Source organism: Actinoallomurus sp. NPDC052308 (assembly GCF_040679195.1).
Lineage (GTDB): Bacteria > Actinomycetota > Actinomycetes > Streptosporangiales > Streptosporangiaceae > Actinoallomurus > Actinoallomurus liliacearum.
The window spans coordinates 665,833-684,442 of sequence record NZ_JBFAUM010000003.1; the positions used below are offsets into that span (position 1 = coordinate 665,833).

The following is an 18,610-nucleotide window of genomic DNA, read 5'->3' on the forward strand; positions in this document are numbered from 1 at the left end:
CGGATGACTCCGCCGAGCGGGGACGTCGGCTCCGGTCGGTCCGGAACACAGGGTGTCATCTCGGTAGAATCCCGACTGTGGCCGAGCCCAAGTTCGAGATACAGATGCTGCACGACCGCGTCATGGTGCGCCCCGAGAAGGAGTCGGGGGAGCGCCGCAGCAGCGGAGGCATCGTGATCCCGGCGACCGCCGAGCAGTCCAGCCGCCTGGTGTGGGGCGAGGTCTGCGGAGTGGGCCACAACGTGCGCGCCGTCAAGGTCGGCGACATGGTGCTGTACCACGACGAGGACCAGTTCCAGGTCGATGTGCAGGGCGAGCAGTACCTCGTGATGCGCGAGCGCGACCTGCACGCCGTCGCCAACGAGCGCCCCGAGTACGGCACCGGCCTCTACCTCTGACCGTCGCCGCCTCCGGGGCGGACGGGGCGTCAGTGACCCGCGTGACGGCGGCGGGGGAGGGTGAACCCGTCCGCGCGGATGATCCGCAGCCGGTCCGAGCGGTCGGTGATCAAGTCGTCGACGTCGTCGCCGTCGATTTCCGTCCACCCTGCCTCACAGCGGCACGGTGAACGCCGACAGGCGGGTGTAGACGCCCGGATATCCCGGGCGCGCGCAGCCGTACGCCCAGGAGGTCAGCCCGGCGAGCCGGCCCTGCAGGATGAGCGGGCCGCCGCTGTCGAACTGGCACGTGTCGGCCTGCGGCGAACCCGCGCACACCATGCCCTTGGCGTCGAAGGCGTCGTGGCCGTACGCCGACGCGCACCGCGCGTCCGAGACGATCGGCACGGTCGCCGCGCGGAGCCGCGCGTTGAACAGGTCCTTCTCCGAGGTCGTGCCCCAGCCGAGCACTCGGGCGCCGGCCCCCGGCGGGTAGGCGCCGTACGAGCCGATCAGCGGCAGCGGCAGGCGGCTCACCGGCCGCGCCAGCGTGAGCAGCGCGACGTCGTCGTGCTCGACCGTCTCGCCCTGGAACGACGTCTCGTGGAAGCCGGGGTGCACCCAGATCTTCTTGATCTGCACGGTCTCGCCGTCCTTCTTGGTCAGGTCGGCGCGGCCGAAGACGGCGCTCAGCAGGCTTGGCACCTGGCGCAGGAAGTTGACGCAGTGCGCCGCCGTCACGACCTTGTCGGACGCGACGAGCACGCCGCCGCAGAACTGCCCGGAGGGGCGGATGAGGAACGCCGGGGTGCCGATCGCCGCCAGCCACGGCGGAGGATCGGCGGGCGAGCCGCCGACGACGGCGCTCGCCGGGGGTGCGGCCAGGCCGGCGCACAGCGCCAGGGCCGACAGCACGACCGCCGTGATACGGCGTGGGAACAGGGGCATGGGGGAACACCTCCGCCGGTCCGGTTGAAACCTAACCGCACCCGGGCGCGCCGCGCGAGTCGGCGAGGTGCTCCACCGGCGTCCGCCGGAATGCCGGGAAGTGCCGTGTTCCTGGCATAGGCCGCAAATCGCGGACGATCCGGGACCGCCGGGCCGCGACGACGGCCGGATCAGTCGTACCTGCGGCCGGTGCGCGAGGAGAGGCGGCCCGCGAGATTGCGCGGAATCAACTTGCCGAGTCCGACCAGCGTTTTGTACTGCGTGCCGGGCACGCTGACCGTGACGCCGCGCCGGAAGTCGCGCAGCGCGTCGGCGACGACGCGGTCGGCGTCGAGCCAGAACGGCTCGGGGATGCCGGAGACGTTCATCCTCGCCCGGTCGTGGAACTCGGTGTGCACGAAGCCGGGGCACAGCGCCATGACCTGGACTCCCGGGACGTCCGCGGCGACGCCCTGGCTGAACCCCACCACCCACGCCTTGGACGCCCCGTACGTGCCCCGCGAGAAGAACGCCGCCACCGACGCGACGTTGATGACGCCGCCTCGGCCGCGCTCCCGCATCCCGGGCAGGGCCGCGTGGGTCAGCCGCAGCACCGCCTCGCAGTGCACGCGCAGCATCGTCAGCTCGTCCTCGAGGGGGACCTCCAGGAAGCGTCCCTTGTGCCCGAAGCCGGCGTTGTTGACGACGAGGTCGGCGCGGCGGGCGGCGTCCTCGCCCTTGGCGAGGCCCTCGTCGGTGGCCAGGTCGGCGACGACGACCTCGGCGTCGCCGCACTCCTCGGCGGTGCGCGCCAGCCGCTCGGCGTCGCGGGCGAGCAGGATCAGGTGGAAGCCGTCCGCGGCGAGCCGCCGGGCGAACGCCGCGCCGATTCCCGCGGTGGCGCCGGTGATGAGGGCAGTGGGCATGGCCTCACACTACCGATCAGGCCAGGCCGCGCAGCGCGTCGCGGAGGCCCGGGTCGAGCGGGTGGTCGTCGGGCAGGCGTCCCACGGTCGCCTCGACGAACTCCGCCGGGGTCAGCCGGCCCAGCGCCCGCGGGGTCCGGACGATCAGGTCGCCGTCGTCGTCCTCGGCCACCTCGACCGGGGCGCCCTTCTCCTCCAGCGCGAACCGGCCGACCGCCACGCGCCAGGCCGTACGCTTCCGGGCGTCCTCGACCGGCACGCCGACGTCGTCGCCGTGGGTGGCGTACTCGGAGGAGTAGTGGAACGCCTGCAGGCCGACGGGGTAGGGCCCGGCCATCGTGGGCAGCCGCGCGTCACGGCCGAGTTCGCGCATCCGCCGGCGGGTGTCGCCGTTCTGGGTGCGCCACTCGTCGAGCACCTCCGCCACGGGCATGCTCCGGCGCGTACGCACGCACCAGTCGTTGAAGTCCGCCAGGCCGGAGACGCCGTTCCGCTCCAGGCGGGACCACAGTCCGTCGAGGTCGTTGTTGAGGCAGGCGTGGTTGTACGCCTCCTCGCCGGCGAGATGGGCGAGAACGTCGCGGACCGTCCATCCCGCGCAGCGGGACGGCCGGGTCCAGTCGTCGTCCTTCAGGCCGGTGAAGAAGTGGTCGAGACGCTCCGCCTCGGCGTCGAAGATGTCGAACGGATCGAGATCACTCAGTGCGGTCACGCCGTCCTCTTGCCCCGGAGGCGCGGGACCATGCCGCTGCGGACGCCGCCCGGCGTGATTCCCTGGCGCGGCCCGGTTCGGAACCGGTGGCGAGACCATCCGGCTGCGGACGCCGTTCGGCGCGGGCGGCTCAGAACCGGTAGTGGAAGCCGACGCCGTACCGGGCGAGCTTCACGGACCTGCTGAGCTTGACCGCGGTGAGGGTGAAGCGCCCGACCGTGACGGACTGCGGGGTCGCCGACGCGGTGATCTTGCGGCTGGCGTGGCCGGAGACGTCGGTCATGACGACCGTCACCTGCCCCGCGTGGACGGCGCCGGCCCGGACACGAAGGCCGCCCGTGCTCTTCGTCGTGCCGGCGGCCTGCCACCAGACCGCCGCCTTGGCGTGCCGCTTGGCGGCCGAGTGCGAGGCGGAGGCCCGCGGAGACGGAGACCTCTTCCGGGCGGCGGCCTGCTCGCGCCGGGCCGCGCCGGCCGGGTCGCTGCAGCCGGCCAGCAGCCCGAGCGCGACGATCAAAGCCGGAAGGCGTACGCCTCCGCGCATTCTTCCTCCTCGTTGAGCGACGGCAAAACCTTAGTCGCTGGCGGAGGCCCCGGTGACCACGCCCGCTCCGCGGGCGCCCGACCAGCGCCGTGACCTTCTGGCGGCGGCCGGGGGCACGGCCTACAGTCGGCAGTGAAGGTGATCGACGCTTTTCCGAGATCCGGAGTGGAGATGCCCTATTACCGCGCCGTCGGGGAGATCCCCCGCAAACGGCACATCCAGTTCCGCAGACCGGACGGCGGACTCTACGCCGAGGAGCTGATGGGGGAGGAGGGGTTCTCATCCGACTCCTCGCTGCTCTATCACGTGCACCCGCCGACCGCCATCGTCAAGAGCGAGGGCGTGGACGTGCCGGCCCAGGCCACCCGCACGTCACCGAACCACCCGCTCCTGCCACGCCATTTCAAGGCGCACGAGCTGACGACCGGGGGAGACCCGGTGCTCGGGCGGCGGCTGCTGCTCGCCAACGACGACGTCCGCATCTCGTACGCGGCCGCCGACACGGACGGCGAGCTCTACCGCAACTCGGTCGGTGACGAGTGCGTGTACGTCGAGACCGGACGCGCGCGGCTCGAGTCGACGTACGGGACGCTCGACGTCGGCCCCGGCGACTACGTCGTCGTCCCGACCGGGACCATCCACCGGTTCGTCCGCACCGAGACCGCCGAGCCGCTGCGCCTGATCGTCTTCGAGGCGTCCGGGCACATCCGGCCGCCGAGACGCTACCTGTCGCAGTACGGCCAGTTCCTGGAGCACGCGCCGTACAGCGAACGCGACCTGCGCGGCCCGGCCGAGCCGCTCGTCCTCGAGGGGGAGGACGTGCCGGTGCTCGTCCGCACCCGCGCGGGCCTGTCCCGGCTGACCTACCGGCACCATCCGCTCGACGTCGTCGGCTGGGACGGCTGCCTCTACCCGTTCGTCTTCAACATCGCCGACTTCGAGCCGATCGTGAAGCGGACCCACGCCCCGCCGCCGGTGCACCAGACGTTCGAGGGGCCGAACTTCGTCATCTGCTCCTTCTGCCCCCGGCCGCTCGACTTCGATGAGGCGGCGATCCCGATCCCGTACAACCACCACAATGTCGACTCCGATGAGGTGATGTTCTACGTCGCCGGCGATTACACGGCGCGCCGGGGGTCGGGAATCGACATCGGGTCGATAAGCCTGCATCCCTCCGGATTCACCCACGGGCCGGCGCCCGGCGCGGTGGAGGGCGTCATCGAGGCGGTCGGGAAAGGTCATACGACCACGACGGAAACGGCCGTGATGATCGATACGTTCCGCCCGCTGAATATCGGCGGAGAGGCGTTGTCCGTCGAAGCGTCCGATTACGCCTGGACGTGGGCGCGCTGACCATCCGAACTTCGGGGTGAAACGCCGGAGATGCCGAGACGGCCGCAGCTCTAATCGACCATTGGCGGCTTTCTCGGCATCTCCGGTCCGCGTCGCGATCATTATCTTTCCAGCATCTCCCCAGGAATGCGACGCCATTCGGGGCTACGCGCGGTATTCGAGGATTACCGAGTGTGATCAAAGGCTCTCTGGGTAGTAGTGGCGATGGATCGATAGGCCGCCGATAAAGGCGACCGAAAAGGTCCGAGCAACGCAGTTCCTGCTACCTCAAAACGGAGATCTGCATGCGAAAGATGTACGCGCTCGGAACGGGAACGATGGCTCTCGCCGCGGTCGTGGCGACCGGTTTCGCCGCCCACGCCGACAAGGGCGAGGCCCCCGCACGGCCGGCCACCCACAAGGCGGCGGCGCTCGACGGGTACCAGGTCGTCGTTCTCCCCAACGCGAACGTCCCCGCCTTCCAGCGGCGCACCGTCTACTGCCCGGCCGGCAAACACGTCATCGGCGGCGGCGGCGAGGCCCAGGGCAACGGGGCCATCCTCGTCGGCAGCTTCCCGACTCCCGACGGCCACGGCTGGATCGCGCTCGGCCGGCAGATCGGCTACAGCACGGTCGGGATCAGCGTCTACGCGATCTGCGCGTCCTGATCGCGTAATGATCCGGCCGCGGGCCGCCGTCCCCGGGTAGGGGCCGGAGACCCGCGTGACGTCCGGCGCCGGCCGCCCGTTCCTCCGGGCGGCCGGCGTCCGCGTTCCCGGCCGGTCAGGCCAGGACGGGCACCGCCGCGAGCAGCGATCGGGTGTACTCATGCGCGGGAGACGCGTACAGCTTCTCCACGTCGGCGAGTTCCACGAGCGCGCCCGCCCGCAGCACCGCCACCCGGTCGCTCACCTGGCGGATCACCGCGAGGTCGTGGGACACGAAGACGATGGTCAGGCCGTAGTCCTCCTGGACGTCGCGGAGCAGTTCGAGGATCTGTGCCTGTGTCGAGACGTCCAGGGCGGACACCGCTTCGTCGCAGACGAGCAGCTTGGGCCGCAGGGACAGCGCCCGGGCGATGCCCATCCGCTGGCACTGCCCGCCGGAGAACTCATGCGGGTAGCGGTCATGCCGCGCCGGGTCCAGGCCGACGCGCTCCATCAGCGCCCGCGCCGTCCGGCGCGCCTCGCCGTCGGGCACCCCGCGGACCCGGAGCGGGTCGGCGATGCTGTCGCCGACGGTGCGCCGGGGATTGAGCGAGGACGCCGGGTCCTGGAACACCATCTGCATGTCGCGCCGGACGGGACGCAGCCGCCTGTCCGGCAGGCCCGTGAGGGTCTCGCCGTCGAACACGATCCGGCCCGATGTGGCGGGCAGCAGCCCCACCATCATCCGTACGAGCGTGGTCTTGCCGCTGCCGCTCTCCCCGACGACGCCGAGGGTCTCTCCGCGCCGTACGTCGAGCGAGACCCCGTCCACGGCGCGCGTCGCCTCGCGTCGCAGACCGCGTCCCGGCCGCCGGAACTCCCGCGTGAGGTCCGTGACGGTCAGCAGGGGCTCGCCGGGCTCGCGCCGGGCGGTCCGGGGGGCGTCGAGGCGGGGGACCGCGTCCAGGAGGGCCCGGGTGTACGGCTGCTCCGGCGCGCGCAGCACCTCGCGCACCGGGCCGCGCTCGACGGCCCGGCCCCGGTGCATGACGAGGACCTCGTCGGCCGACCTCGACACGACGCCGAGGTCGTGCGTGACGAGCAGCAGCGCCATCCCGGTATCGGCGCGGAGCTCGTCCAGCAGGTCCAGGATCTGGGCCTGCACGGTGACGTCGAGGGCGCTGGTCGGTTCGTCGGCGACCAGGATCTCCGGTTCGCAGGCCAGCGCCATGGCGATGAGGGCGCGTTGCCGCATTCCGCCGGAGAACTCGTGCGGGCGGGCCCGCGCCCGCCGCGCCGCGTCCGGGATGCCGACCCGGCCGAGCACCTCGACCGCGCGTGCCCACGCGGCCCGGCGATCGGCGCCCGAGTGGGCGCGGTAGACCTCGGCGATCTGGTCCCCGATCCGGTAGTACGGGTCGAGCGCCGTCATCGGATCCTGGAAGACCATCGCGATGCGCCGGCCCCGCAGCCGGCGGACCTCTTCGTCGCCGAGCGCGTTGACCTCCACGCCGCCCGGGCCGCCGAGGAGGATCCGGCCCCCGACCCGGGCCTCCGTGCGCCGGTGCAGGCCCAGGAGGGCGAGCGCCGTCGTGCTCTTGCCGGACCCCGACTCGCCGACCACGCCGAGCGCGCCACCGGCGGCCAGGTCGAAGGAGACCCCGTCGACCGCGCGGATCGCGCCGTCACCCGCGGGGAACTCGACGCTCAGATCGCGCACCGACAGGACGACGTCCCCGCCGTCCCGCCGCTCCTCGCCGGTCACGGGCCCTCCTTCGTCGGAGGGACGACTCGTGGGGCTGCGCCTTTTGATTCCCTCGCCGCGCTCGGTCATGACAGGACCACTCTTCGGTCGACCGCCGCGTACAGGAGGTCGGCGACGGTGTTGGCCAGGACGACGGCCAGGCCGGCCGTGAGCGTCAGCCCGGCCACCACCGGCAGGTCGACGTTGTTCGACGACTGGACGATCAGCTGCCCGATGCCCGGCAGTCCGAACAGGGTCTCGGTGAGCATGGCGTTCACCAGGACCGTGCCGAACTCCACCGCGTTGATCGAGATCAGCGGGGTGAGGGCGCCGCGCAGTGCGTGCCGCCCGATGACGCGGCGCTCGGGCAGGCCGTAGGCGCGGAAGGTCCGGATGTGGTCCTCCGACAGGGTCTCCAGCATGCCGGTGCGCGTCAGCCGCGTGAAGATCGCCGACTGCAGGATCGTCAGCGTCAGCCAGGGCAGGATGAGGTTCCGCGCCCAGCCCACCGGATCGTCGGTCAGCGGCACGTACACCGGGAAGTCCAGCCACTTCAGCCAGCCGCAGAACACCATGAGCAGCAGCAGGCCGCTCACGAACACCGGCGTGCCGAGACCGCCGAGGACGAAGACGGTGACGAGGCGATCGGTGAGCCGTCGCTCGCGCAGGGCCGACACCAGGCCGAGGGAGACGCCGGTGACCGTCCAGAGCACCAGGGCGCCCGCGGTCAGGGACAGTGACACCGGCAGCCGCTGGGCGATCAGCGAGAGCACCGGCAGGTCCGTCTGGAACGAGTAGCCCAGGCACGGCGCCGCGCAGTGGCTGACGTCCGGCCCCGAGCTGTAGTCCCGGCCGACGACGAGGCCTTCCAGGAAGTGCCAGTACTGGGTGGTGATCGGCTGGTCGAGGCCGAGCTTGTGGTGGATGGAGGCGAGCTGGCCGCCGTCGCAGCCCTTCCCGCAGACCAGCACCGCCGGGTCGGCGGGGATGGCGTAGAAGATGCCGTAGACGATGGCCGTCATCACGACCAGCAGCACGAGCAGGCTGCCGAGACGGCGGAGCAGGTAGCGGGTCACCGGCCGCCTCGCAGGGACGCCTTGGGATCCAGGGCGGCGCGCAGCCCGTCCGCGAACAGCGTGAACGCCAGCACGGCGGTCAGCAGCGACAGGCCCGGGACGAGCACGTACATCGGATCGGCGCGGAACCAGGTGGTGGCGGTCGACAGCATCTGTCCCCAGGATGAGGTCGGCGGGTGCACGCCCACGCCGAGGAAGGACAACCCGGCCTCGGAGACCATGTTCGCCGGCAACAGGATCGCCGCGTAGGTGAGGACCTGGGGCAGTGCGCCGGGCAGGATCTCGCGCAGGGCGATCCGGGCCGGCGCCGCGCCCGACAGCCGGGCGGCGGCGACGTAGTCGCGGCTCTTGAGGGACAGCACCTGCCCGCGGGTGAGCCGGGCCGTGCCGCCCCAGTTGAACAGCCCGATGACCAGCATGAGCAGCACCGGCCGGGGGAACGACTGCGGCACGATCGCCAGCAGCGCGATCGCGAACATCAGCTGCGGGAACGAGATGGCCAGGTCGATCAGCCGGCCCAGCGTGGCGTCGACCAGCCGGCCGCCGAACCCGGCGGCCAGCCCGATCGCCACGCCGAGCAGCAGCTGAACGACGAGCGTGCCGAACGCGACGGTGAAGGAGATCCGCGCGCCGTACAGCGCGCGTGCGAACAGGTCGCGTCCCGTGGTCGGCTCCACGCCCAGCCAGTGGTCGGCGCTGACGCCGCCCAGCGCGCCGCGCGGCACGCCGCCGCGCGCGGAGTCCAGGAGCTGGGTGTGGAAGGTGGTCGTGTCCTGTCCCTCGAGCGCGGCGAGCAGCGGAGCGAACACCGCGGCCAGGACGAGCACGGTCGTGACGACCACGCCGGCCATCGCGGGCCGGTCCGACCGCAGGCGGCGCAGCACCTGGCGGGCACGGGTCGGCGACCCGGGCGCCGGAGCACCCGGATCGCCGATCTCCGCAACGAGCTCGGTCACGTGGCCTCCTCCGTCGGGGGCGTGACCAGAGGTGCTGTGCTCATGGCTCGCTCGCTGCGCTCGCTCACTTGACCGAGACCATGGCCACGTCGTACGAGCCGCGCCACTCGTCGAGGTAGGTGTTCTTGACGTTCTTGCCGTACAGCCGCAGGTAGATCGGGTGGAAGAGCGGCACCGTGAGCGCCTGCCGGCCGAGTTCGGCGTCCAGCGCGCCCCAGCGCGGCCGTGCCTGCAGCGGATCGGAGATCTTGTTGATCGCGTCGAACTCGGCGTTCACCTTGGCGTCGTCGTACTGGGCGAAGTTGTAGTTGCCGCCGTCCTTGAGGATCTGCCGCCCGTCGAAGATCGGGGCCAGGAACGGGCCGCCGGTCGGCCAGTCCGCGCCCCAGCCGGACAGGAAGACGCCCGGCTCGGTGGCCGGCTTGGTCTGCACCGACCGGTAGCTCGCCTGGTCGTAGGCCTTCAGCTTCACGGTGATGCCCGCCTGCTTGAGGGCCTCCTGCACCGCCGTGGCGACCGCCGGGCCGTCCTGGTTCGCGTCGCCGTTGCGGTGGGCGAGGGTGATCGTGAGGTTCGGCTGTCCCGCCTGGGCCAGCAGCTCCTTGGCCTTGGCCGGGTCGCCCGTGGGACCGGCCGGGAAGGCGTCGTACGGCTGGTATCCGAACGCCGCCTGGTCGGGCAGGAAGGTCGTGGCCGGCTTGGCGAGGGAACTGCCGCCGACGGCGTTGACCGCCGCCTGGCGGTTGACGGCGTACGCGATCGCCTCCCGCACGCGGACGTCGTCGAACGGCTTGACCTTGGTGTTGAAGGCGATGAAGTTCGTGTAGCCGAACTGGCCGCGCACGGTGCGCTTCTTCAGGTTCGGGTCACTGGAGATGCGGGCCAGCTCGGCCGGGCTGAGGTCGGTGTCGGTGGTGATCGCGTCGGCGTCCTTACCGGCGCTGGTGCTGAGTCGCTGGTTGATCACGGCCGCGCTGAGGCCGTACGTCGCCTCGATCCGGTCGGGGCACGCCAGGCGCTGGTCGTCGACCGTGCGCGACCAGTAGGGGTTGCGGACCAGTGTCAGGCTCTTGTCCTGCACGTGGGTCTGCACCTTGTACGGGCCGCTGGAGACCGGATGCCTCTCGTACGCGGTGCCGCCGTCCTTGGCCTTGGGCACGGGGGTGAACTGCGTGGCGGTCGCGACGTACGGGAAGTCGCCCTCGGGCTTGCGCAGCTTGAAGACGATGGTCTTGTCGTCGGGCGTCTGGATCGAGTCCAGATCCTCGCCCTTGTACGGGCCCTTGTAGTCGGCGCCGCCGATCAGCCAGTCGCGCAGGTAGGGGATGCCGCCCGGCAGCTCGGGCGCGAACGATCGTTCCACGCCCCACTTGACGTCCTTCGAGGTGATGGGCGTGCCGTCCTCGAACTTCAGGCCGTCGCGGAGGTGGTAGGTCCAGGTCTTCGCGTCGTCGCTGGGCGTGCCCGTGTCGGTGGCCAGATCCGGTGCGACGGTCGTGCTCGCCTGGCCGGGGACCCGCTTACGCGTCGTCAGGGTCCGGAAGACGAGAGACGGGACGGCGCCGCCTCCGGAGGTGTAGATCCGCGCCGGGTCGAAGTGCTCGTCGGTCGCCGAGGTCTGGTTGAGGATGTACAGCGTCCCGCCCTGGCAGCTCTTCGGGTCGAACGCCGATCCGGCTGAGGAGGAGGCCGGGCCACTGCTCGAGCAGGCCGCCGCGGCGGCCAGGAGGGTGGCGGCGGTGAGCAGGACGGAGACTCTGGGCATCATCGGCGGTTTCTCATTCGGGAGGGAACGACGGATCGGTCCTGCGACGGCAGGCCCGGGACCGGAATATATACTTTCTCAGTAGGAAAAATAAACAAGCCCTGTGTCGAGATCCACCGGGCGGCCCTCGGTGTTCCTTCGCGGTCGGATCCGTGGTCAACTGGGGGCGGCCCGCCGCGGTCGCGGCCCGGCCTTCGCGCGCCGCCCCGTGATCCCGGGGCGCCGCAGCCGAACGGAGGGCGATGAACCCGCGGTGGGAGGCATGGGACCTGCTGGGCGGCGAGTACGACGTCCGGGTGCTCGAGCCGTCCCCGCCCGCCGTGACGACACCGCCGTGGTACGCCGACGACCCTCTCGCCGGCCCGTACGGCGCCAAGCTCGTGACCCCCGTGTGCGGGCTCGGCCGCACCTGGGACGACCTCGCCCGGGAGCGGCCCGGGCTGGCGGGCTTCTGCGCGGACCGCTGGCTGGGGGCCTGGCATCGCCTCGCCCCGCTGCCCCGCGGGTTCGCCGAGACCCGCCGGTCACTGCACGCCCTCGCCGAGCACGTCGTCGCGGCCGCCCGCCACGCCGCCAACGGGAAGATCGGCCTGCGGTTCACCCGCGGCGGCTTCGGCACGCCCTACTTCGGCGACGACCGGCAGGTCCGCGTCGAGAACGGCCGGCTGGTCGTCGACGACGTCGCCGAGACTCCGAAGACGCTCGGCGACGCCGCCGACCTGACCGGTGTTCCGCTCGGGATGCCGCCGGACGTCTATCTCCCGGAGACCCCGGCCGACCCCGGCCTGGCCCTCGCGATCAGCCCGCCCGCCGCCGAGGCGCTCGGCGCGTGGTACGGCTTCGCCTGGTCGGTGCTCGAACAGGTGCGCTTCGACGCCCGCGCGCTCGGCCCGAGCCGGGTCCAGCTGTGGCCGGAGCACTTCGACGCCGCCCTCGACGCCGGGGACGAGGCCGCCGGCCGGCGGGCCGCGTTCGGCGCGTCGCCGGGCGACGCCGAGCATCGGGAGCCCTATCTCTACGTCGCGCCCTGGGTGAAACGGAGGGGCGCGTACTGGAACGACGACGCGTTCGGCGGCGCGTCACTCCCGTACGCCGCGCTCATGGCCGCCGACGACCAGCGCGCCACCGCGCTGGACTTCTTCCGCCGGGGCGTCGACGCGTTGTCGGACTGATCCGGCGTCCCACGGGCGGACGGGCGCGCCACGTTCGGCCCCGGCGCGTCCGCGCGTCCGCCGGACGGCGCGGCCCGGAGGACACGGTCTGGACGATGCCGTCGCAGATGTCTTTCTGAAACCCGTCATCTTCGTGTCCGCTTCCGGCATGCCCGGTCAAGCATCAGCCTCGCCTGTTAAAGAAGTCGACCGTTTCCACTTCATGGGCCGCCGCGATGGGTAACCGAATTGCCGGGGCACATGGGCGGCCTCGGGAGAACACGTTCCCGGCTCGCGGACGCGGGGGATGGACGGCGAATCACGGCGTGCGTCCGTACGTGCCCGCCTACGTCATCGGGGGAAAGGAACGGACAATGCGTAACGGAGTCATTGCCGCCGGAGTGCTGGCACTGGGCCTGCTCGGCTCGGCCTGCGGCGAGGGCAGCAAGACCACGCCGGAATCGCAGGGCGGCGGGGGACCGTACGCCCAGCCCTCCACACCGGCCGCGTCCCCGACGGGTGCCGCGACGGCGGCCCCGACCGAGTCGCCGGCGCCGACCGAGTCACCGGCGCCGGGCGCCGGTGCCGGGGTGCTGAACGCCAAGAAGACGAGTCTGGGCACCATTCTGGTCGACGGTACGGGCCGGACGCTCTACGCCTTCGAGAAGGACAAGGGGCAGGGCGGCAAGTCCGCCTGTGAGGGCGCCTGTGCCAAGGAATGGCCGCCGTTCACCGCCGGCGGCGGTGGCGCGTCCACCGGTTCACCCGGCGCGTCGCCCGGCGGTTCGCCCGGCGCGTCGCCCGGTGGTTCGCCCGGCGGGACCGCGACCGGGGCGCCAGGCGCGTCGCCCAGCGCGGGACCCGGCGTGAAGTCGTCCATGCTGTCGACGACGACCCGGGCGGACGGGACCAAGCAGGTCGTCTACAACGGCTGGCCGCTGTACTACTACTCGAAGGACACGTCGCCCGGCGACACGAAGGGTCAGGGCGTCACCTCGTTCGGCGCGCCGTGGTACGTCGTCGGCGCCGACACGGGTGCTCCCATCACCAAGCACTAGTCGTTCACCGGCCCGGCAGGGGCGGCACCGCGTCGTGCAGCAGCCAGTACCCGCCGGCCAGCAGCGCGACGACGGCGACCAGGGCGAAGCCGAACACCCACAGCAGGCCGGGCATGCCGGTCAGGCGGGCGAGCTGGTCGGCGTCGGAGTCGGGCGCGCGGCCCCTGGAGCGCTTGCTCTGCAGCTCCATCACGGGCCGCGCCCCCGCGAACAGCAGGAACCACGTGAACGCGTAGGCGAAGGCCGCCTGCACGGCGGCCGAGCCGTACCACGACACGACGAAGACGACCGCGCCGGTCGTGACCACCGACAGCACGCCGTACGCGTTGCGGATCATGAGGAGGATCGCGGCGAGCAGGACGATGCTCGCCCACAGCAGGGCCGTGATGTGCCCGAGGGTCAGCAGACCCGCCGCGCACAGGCCCAGCAACGGGGGTGTCACGTACCCGGCGAACGCGGTGACGATCATGCCGAACCCGTACGGTTTGCCGCGCGACACCGTGACGCCCGACGTGTCGGAGTGCAGGCGGATGCCCCGCAACTGCCGCCCGGTGACCAGGGCCGCGAAGGCGTGCCCGCCCTCGTGCGCGATGGTCACGATGTTGCGCAGCACGTGCCACACCGAGCGGACGGACACCGCCACGAGCGCCGCCGCCCCGGTCGCACAGACCAGCCACCACGACGGGTGTGGCTGCGTGCCGACGACCTCGTGCCAGACGCCGCCGATCGATGCCGTGTCCAACGCTCCACCTCTCCTCATCCCTGCTCACCGCCTCGTACGAGGTACGACGTCTCCCGCCGCGGCGAAGTTTCGACGAACGGGCGAACCGGTGTTCTCCTCGGAGGCGGACAGTAGGGTAGGGGACCTATGAGCGACCCGTTGATGAGCGTTTATCCACCGCTGGAGCCGGCGACGCTGGTCACCCGGCGGTCTCTGCAGTTCCCGTTCAACTCGGACGGGCTGACGCTGACCCACCTCGGGCGCGGCGCGATCTGGCTGGCGCTGAAGGCCCTCGGCCTCGGACCGGGGCACCGGCTGGCCATGCCCGCGTACCACTGCGGCTCAGAGGTCGAGGCCGCCCGGCTGGCGGGCATCGAGGTCATGTTCTACCGGGTGCTCCCCACGCTCGAGGCGGACCACGAGGACCTGTTCCGCGTGTCGCAGCAGTGCCACGCGACCTACCTCATCTCCTACTACGGCTTCCCGATGCCGCCGCTGCCGCCGGGGACGCTGGTGATCGAGGACGCCGCGCACGCCCTCTTCTCCTACGACGGCGGGGCCGCCATCGGCTCGCGCGGCGCCGCGGCGATCTTCTGCCCGCGCAAGTCCCTGGGCGTCCCGGACGGCGGCGCCGTGCTGATCCGGGGCGGTCACATCGAGGCCCAGGGCCGGCCGCCGTGGAAGCGCATGGCCCGGTCGATGGCGTCCCAGAGCATGGGATGGGCGGCCCAGTCGCGCGCCGGCGTGCTGCGGGCCCCCGCCACGAAGGTCTTCCGCAAGGTCAGCAAGGCCGAGCAGGCGGTCGAGGAGGGCACGCTCACCGAGGTCGTCATCGGCGAGTGGAACCTCGAGGTCGCCGACCTGGAGGTCGCCGCCTCCAAGTCCTCCCGGATGACCGAGTGGGCCGTGCACGGCGCCGACGGTGAGGCCATCCGCCGGCACCGCCGCCGCAACTACGCGATCCTGCTCAACTCCCTGCCCGACGTGTGCCCCCCTCGCTTCCGCGGCCTGCCGGACGGCGTGGCGCCGCTCTACTACCCCGTGCGCGTTCCGCAGCGCGACCGGACCATCGCCGAGCTGCAGAAGCGCGGCGTGCGCTCCATCGAGATCTGGCCGGTGCCGCACCCGCTCCTGGACCGCCGGCGGTTCGCCGAGCTCGAGCCGCTGCGCCACGAGATGCTCGCCCTCCCGGTGCACCAGGGGTTGTCCGACTGGCACATGGAGCAGGTCGCCAAGGCCGCCCGCGAGGCCATCACCGCCGCCCACCGGTGACCGGGCCGGGGCTCACGGCGTCCGGACGCAGAGGGGGTTCCGGTCGCCGCCCCGGTCGATGCAGGGCGGGTAGCCCCGGATGCTGAGCTCGGCGCGCGCGTTCGCGCTGCCGAGGAAGGCGATGAAGTTCTTCAGCAGCGAGGAGTCCTCCGGAGCGCCCGCCGTGTAGAGGTACTCCACGGTCCAGAACGGATAGCCCTGCGCGATGCTCGTGGCCTCCGGTGTCCGGCCGTCGAGCGTCACCACGTGGAACTTCTGCAGCCGGGCGGCCTCGGCCTTGGCCGTCGGCGCGTCCGCGTAGCCGATCGCGCCCGGTGTCTGGGCGACCTTGTCGATGAGTTCGCCGGTGGTCCGCAGCTCGCACCGGATGGTCGGCGCGTGCAGGGGCGGGCTGCTCTCCCGGCACTCGGTCGAGGACGCCGCGCCCTCCGACCGTCCGAGCAGCCTGCTCTGGAAGATCTGGCGGCTGCCGGACTCACCGTCCCGGCCGACGATCCGGATCGGGACGTCGTTGCCGCCCAGCTCGCTCCACCGGTGGTACCGGCCTCGGTAGATGTCGCGGAGCCGCGTCAGGCTGAGGTCCGTGACCCCCGTGGTGTCCGAGAGGATCACGCTGTAGACGACGACCGCGACGGGATGACTCCTCAGGTCGATCGACGGGTGGGTGGTGTCCGGTCCGTCGTTGAGGACCGCGAGCGCGCCGCGCTCCTGGGCGCCGATCGCGGACAGGTCGTGCATGCCGGCGCGGCTGCCCGCGAGCTGCAGATCGATCGTCGCCGAGGTGCACGCCCGCCGGTACTGCCGTACGATCTCGGTGAGCGGGTCGGAGAAGGCGCTGGATCCCTCCAGGCGCAGGTGCCCCCTCGCGCAGTGCAGCGCGGGGTCCGACCTCCGCTGGTAGTAATTGGCGACCACGTTGCCGGTCAGGGCCAGGGTGAGCACGACGCCGGCGGCGATGGCCGCCACGGGCCAGCCCAGTCTCCGCTGGCGCTTCTCGTCCTTCACCCAGCCGCTGGTCAGGGCGCCGTCCGCCTGGATCTTCTTGCTGACGGTGCCCTCGGCCGGGTCGCCCTCCTCGCGCAGTACGACGACGAGCTTGAAGCGCTGCCGGCGCTCCAGGGAGAGGCCCGTCAGCCGGACGCCGTTCCACTGCCGGATGTTCTCCTCGGGCTGCGCGGCGGCCGGGCTCTTGACCAGGGCCGTCAGGCGGTCGGCCAGTAATCCGCGGAGCGTCCGCACGTCGGGACCTCCGTTGCCCGGTGCCCCACTGCTCGGAACCCCGCCTCCGGGGGTCGTGGCGAAGAACTCCAGCCGGTCCCGTACCGCGTCGTGGAGCCGATCGGTGCTGGCGTCGGAGATCCGCGCGTTCCAGATCACGCGGCCCTTGAAGGTGAACGACAGCGGCCTGGTGAAGTCGGACGGCTCGATGTCGTAGCCGCCGGTGTTGCGGACGCGGATGATGACGATGCTGAGCCGGTCGAAGGTCCGCGCGTACTCGCGCAGCCTCGGGTCCGTCACCGTCGAGTGGTCGTCCCCGTCGTGCAGCGCCACGGGACTGAGCCCGATCTTCGAGTTGTAGAGCACCCGGTACGTGATCCGTCTGCGCCGTACGAGGTACCGGTCGGCGAGGGGACTGGTCACGAGCAGGATGATGAGAAGCCCCAGGAGAACGTTCTCCTGGCGTTGCGCGATAAGTTCGGCGATCGCCTGGATCATGGTCAGCATGCCGCCCGTGGACCCTCCCCGTGTGAGCGGTTCCACGACTCTAGAGCGCAGGCGGGAGGACGCCGCCCCGCGGCGGCTCGATTTCACCGGCCTTTCACAGGGGCGCCATTCCCGCGCCCTCGCCGGTCCACTTCCGCGTCGGCGCCGCCGGTGGAGTCCGGCGGCACGCCGAAAGGCGCCCACCCGGAGACCGGGTGGGCGCCTTTCCGTGCCGTTCGCGACGACCCCGGGCCGCCGCGGCCGCAAGCCGCGGCGCGGAGCCGGATCGCGGGGTCAGATCTTGCGGATGAGCACGATCGGGGTCTGCTCGTCCTCGTTGCCGGCCGGGTTGTCGGACAGGACCTTCTCCACCCACTTGCGGTCGACGCCCTTGGAGGCCCCGACCACCCACGCGCCGGTGAGGTGGTTGGCGTCGACGACGCAGACGTGGCAGCCGAGCGCCGCGGACAGGTCCTCCGACAGCTTGTCCGGCCGGCCGGGGCCGAACAGCAGGTGGTGGTCGTGCGGCGGGAGGGCCGCCGCCACGTCGTCGATCATGGCCGCGCCGGGGCCGGCGACGCGGTAGAACCAGCCGCGCTTGCCGACCAGCTTGCCGGCCGCGCCCGCGGCCGCGCCGAGCAGGACCTTCGCGCGGCCCGCCTCGAGGATCGCGCCCTGCATCCCGGCCGGGCTGTGCAGCGGACCGATCTTGCCGACGAACTTGCTGAGCTGCTTGGCCATGCCCTCCGGCGTGATGAGCTCCAGCGGGATCATCCGGCCCTGACCGGCCGACGCGGGGCTCTCCGACAGGGCGAGGATGTCGTCCGGCCGCAGCATGCCCTGCGTCGCCTCCTGGATGATCGGGAGGATGCCGGTGCGCAGCGTGATCATCTTCGTCTTGATCGGGACGCGCTGGGCACCGACCGCGCGCTCGTCGACCGGCGGGATGTTCGGCGCCTTCTCCGGCGCGAGCTCGCCGAAGTGCTGGTGCAGCATCTCCTTGATCGGCTTGTTGCGCGGGTAGATCGCCGCGCCGCGCTGCAGGATGTCCCGGGCGCCCGCAGGGTCGCCGGCCTCCAGCCGGAGCGACGCGAGGAGCGTGTAGTCCGAGGCGTACACCAGGTAGTCGGGGGCCAGCGCGATCAGCTCGGTCTGGTACTTCAGGGCGCGCGGCTTGTCACCGCGGTCCACCGCCCACTTCGACAGGCGCTTGAGCGCGTGCCGGCGCAGCTGGGAGTCGTTGACCACCGACTCGAGGATGGCCTCGGCGTCGTCGATCCACCCGCCGTCCTTGAGGACGTCGGCCAGCGTCAGGGCGTACCACGGGATCGTCGGGTACTTCTCGCGGGCCTGCCGGACGATCTGGGCGGCCCGGCCATAGTCGCCACGCCATTTGAAGGCCTCGGCGAGCGCCGCCGTGGCGAACCGGGTGTCGCCACCGGCCGCGATCGCCTGGTGGGCGATCTGCTCGGCCTTCCTGTCGTCACGCTCGTTGGTGAGGACCAGCCAGGACAGCAGGGACAGACCGTCACCGTCGAGATCGGCCCGCTTGGACTCGAGGAGCTGCTGGGCCTCCTCGGGCTTGCGGAGCCAGATGTCATAGGCGCGGCCGTTCGTGCTCATGTCAGAACCTCATGCGTCGTCGGCGATCTGCGGGATCGGCCCATCATCTCAGAGATTCGGGGCGGCCGACGCGAG

The 18,610-nt window shown here is 71.7% G+C and carries 17 protein-coding genes; 6 read left to right on the plus strand and 11 right to left on the minus strand.

What is annotated here, in order from left to right:
• The first annotated feature begins 77 nt into the window (after positions 1–77).
• Positions 78–398 carry a co-chaperone GroES gene (locus AB0L00_RS14440; RefSeq protein ID WP_364433130.1) on the plus strand — a complete coding sequence of 107 codons (321 nt, stop codon included), beginning with the start codon at positions 78–80 and terminating at the stop codon, positions 396–398.
• A gap of 153 nt (positions 399–551) precedes the next feature.
• Here AB0L00_RS14440 and AB0L00_RS14445 read toward each other — a convergent pair whose 3' ends face one another.
• The 4 genes from AB0L00_RS14445 to AB0L00_RS14460 all read right to left on the minus strand — a co-directional run bounded on the left by AB0L00_RS14445 (position 552) and on the right by AB0L00_RS14460 (position 3,486).
• Positions 552–1,325, minus strand: coding sequence for a serine protease (locus tag AB0L00_RS14445; RefSeq protein ID WP_364433133.1), 774 nt, complete (start codon positions 1,323–1,325; stop codon positions 552–554).
• Between the two features lie 170 nt (positions 1,326–1,495).
• The gene (locus AB0L00_RS14450; RefSeq protein WP_364433136.1) at positions 1,496–2,230 is read right to left on the minus strand and encodes an SDR family oxidoreductase; all 735 of its coding nucleotides are present in this window, start codon (positions 2,228–2,230) and stop codon (positions 1,496–1,498) included.
• A 16-nt stretch (positions 2,231–2,246) separates the two neighbouring features.
• Positions 2,247–2,942 carry a maleylpyruvate isomerase family mycothiol-dependent enzyme gene (locus AB0L00_RS14455; protein ID WP_364433138.1) on the minus strand — a complete coding sequence of 232 codons (696 nt, stop codon included), beginning with the start codon at positions 2,940–2,942 and terminating at the stop codon, positions 2,247–2,249.
• Between the two features lie 130 nt (positions 2,943–3,072).
• Positions 3,073–3,486, minus strand: a complete 414-nt coding sequence (locus AB0L00_RS14460) for a hypothetical protein (RefSeq protein WP_364433141.1) — start codon at positions 3,484–3,486, stop codon at positions 3,073–3,075.
• A gap of 171 nt (positions 3,487–3,657) precedes the next feature.
• On the opposite strand from AB0L00_RS14460, the gene AB0L00_RS14465 reads away from it, so the two are divergent.
• A complete protein-coding gene (locus AB0L00_RS14465) occupies positions 3,658–4,839 on the plus strand; it encodes a cupin domain-containing protein (RefSeq protein WP_345364692.1) in 1,182 nt (393 codons plus the stop codon).
• Positions 4,840–5,123: 284 nt separating this feature from the next.
• The gene (locus tag AB0L00_RS14470) at positions 5,124–5,486 is read left to right on the plus strand and encodes a hypothetical protein (protein ID WP_364433144.1); all 363 of its coding nucleotides are present in this window, start codon (positions 5,124–5,126) and stop codon (positions 5,484–5,486) included.
• 115 nt (positions 5,487–5,601) lie between these two features.
• Here the strand turns inward: AB0L00_RS14470 and AB0L00_RS14475 are convergent, their stop codons facing one another.
• From AB0L00_RS14475 to AB0L00_RS14490, 4 genes are all read right to left on the minus strand, one after another.
• Positions 5,602–7,230, minus strand: a complete 1,629-nt coding sequence (locus tag AB0L00_RS14475; RefSeq protein WP_364433147.1) for an ABC transporter ATP-binding protein — start codon at positions 7,228–7,230, stop codon at positions 5,602–5,604.
• 65 nt (positions 7,231–7,295) lie between these two features.
• Positions 7,296–8,285 carry an ABC transporter permease gene (locus AB0L00_RS14480; RefSeq protein ID WP_364433150.1) on the minus strand — a complete coding sequence of 330 codons (990 nt, stop codon included), beginning with the start codon at positions 8,283–8,285 and terminating at the stop codon, positions 7,296–7,298.
• Positions 8,282–9,241, minus strand: a complete 960-nt coding sequence (locus AB0L00_RS14485) for an ABC transporter permease (protein WP_364433152.1) — start codon at positions 9,239–9,241, stop codon at positions 8,282–8,284. Before AB0L00_RS14485 ends, AB0L00_RS14480 begins: the two co-directional genes overlap by 4 nt.
• A 64-nt stretch (positions 9,242–9,305) precedes the next feature.
• A complete protein-coding gene (locus AB0L00_RS14490) occupies positions 9,306–11,009 on the minus strand; it encodes an ABC transporter substrate-binding protein (RefSeq protein WP_364433155.1) in 1,704 nt (567 codons plus the stop codon).
• Between the two features lie 239 nt (positions 11,010–11,248).
• Between AB0L00_RS14490 and AB0L00_RS14495 the strand changes: the two genes are divergently transcribed.
• Together AB0L00_RS14495 and AB0L00_RS14500 are read left to right on the plus strand one after the other, a co-directional pair.
• Positions 11,249–12,178: a hypothetical protein gene (locus tag AB0L00_RS14495; RefSeq protein WP_364433157.1), complete on the plus strand. Its 930-nt coding sequence runs from the start codon at positions 11,249–11,251 to the stop codon at positions 12,176–12,178.
• A gap of 353 nt (positions 12,179–12,531) precedes the next feature.
• Entirely contained in the window at positions 12,532–13,215 is a 684-nt protein-coding gene (locus AB0L00_RS14500) for a hypothetical protein (RefSeq protein ID WP_364433160.1), read from the plus strand.
• A 4-nt stretch (positions 13,216–13,219) separates the two neighbouring features.
• On the opposite strand, the gene AB0L00_RS14505 is transcribed toward AB0L00_RS14500, so the two are convergent.
• Positions 13,220–13,957: a M50 family metallopeptidase gene (locus AB0L00_RS14505; RefSeq protein ID WP_364433162.1), complete on the minus strand. Its 738-nt coding sequence runs from the start codon at positions 13,955–13,957 to the stop codon at positions 13,220–13,222.
• A gap of 141 nt (positions 13,958–14,098) precedes the next feature.
• Here AB0L00_RS14505 and AB0L00_RS14510 point away from each other — a divergent pair, with 141 nt between their 5' ends.
• Positions 14,099–15,208 (plus strand): DegT/DnrJ/EryC1/StrS family aminotransferase, encoded by a 1,110-nt coding sequence (locus AB0L00_RS14510; protein WP_364433165.1) that lies wholly within the window; start codon positions 14,099–14,101, stop codon positions 15,206–15,208.
• Positions 15,209–15,220: 12 nt separating this feature from the next.
• Here the strand turns inward: AB0L00_RS14510 and AB0L00_RS14515 are convergent, their stop codons facing one another.
• Together AB0L00_RS14515 and AB0L00_RS14520 are read right to left on the minus strand one after the other, a co-directional pair.
• Entirely contained in the window at positions 15,221–16,933 is a 1,713-nt protein-coding gene (locus tag AB0L00_RS14515; protein ID WP_364433168.1) for a substrate-binding domain-containing protein, read from the minus strand.
• A 273-nt stretch (positions 16,934–17,206) separates the two neighbouring features.
• A complete protein-coding gene (locus AB0L00_RS14520; protein ID WP_364433170.1) occupies positions 17,207–18,535 on the minus strand; it encodes a tetratricopeptide repeat protein in 1,329 nt (442 codons plus the stop codon).
• Between the last annotated feature and the right edge of the window lie 75 nt (positions 18,536–18,610).

Bases quoted from the DNA above. Each gene is read 5' to 3' on its own strand.
- AB0L00_RS14445 (WP_364433133.1), bottom strand. From the start codon at position 1,325: ATGCCCCTGTTCCCACGCCGTATCACGGCGGTCGTGCTGTCGGCCCTG.
- AB0L00_RS14450 (WP_364433136.1), bottom strand. From the start codon at position 2,230: ATGCCCACTGCCCTCATCACCGGCGCCACCGCGGGAATCGGCGCGGCG.
- AB0L00_RS14460 (WP_364433141.1), bottom strand. From the start codon at position 3,486: ATGCGCGGAGGCGTACGCCTTCCGGCTTTGATCGTCGCGCTCGGGCTG.
- AB0L00_RS14465 (WP_345364692.1), top strand. From the start codon at position 3,658: ATGCCCTATTACCGCGCCGTCGGGGAGATCCCCCGCAAACGGCACATC.
- AB0L00_RS14470 (WP_364433144.1), top strand. From the start codon at position 5,124: ATGCGAAAGATGTACGCGCTCGGAACGGGAACGATGGCTCTCGCCGCG.
- AB0L00_RS14490 (WP_364433155.1), bottom strand. From the start codon at position 11,009: ATGATGCCCAGAGTCTCCGTCCTGCTCACCGCCGCCACCCTCCTGGCC.
- AB0L00_RS14495 (WP_364433157.1), top strand. From the start codon at position 11,249: ATGAACCCGCGGTGGGAGGCATGGGACCTGCTGGGCGGCGAGTACGAC.
- AB0L00_RS14500 (WP_364433160.1), top strand. From the start codon at position 12,532: ATGCGTAACGGAGTCATTGCCGCCGGAGTGCTGGCACTGGGCCTGCTC.
- AB0L00_RS14510 (WP_364433165.1), top strand. From the start codon at position 14,099: ATGAGCGTTTATCCACCGCTGGAGCCGGCGACGCTGGTCACCCGGCGG.
- AB0L00_RS14515 (WP_364433168.1), bottom strand. From the start codon at position 16,933: ATGCTGACCATGATCCAGGCGATCGCCGAACTTATCGCGCAACGCCAG.
- AB0L00_RS14520 (WP_364433170.1), bottom strand. From the start codon at position 18,535: ATGAGCACGAACGGCCGCGCCTATGACATCTGGCTCCGCAAGCCCGAG.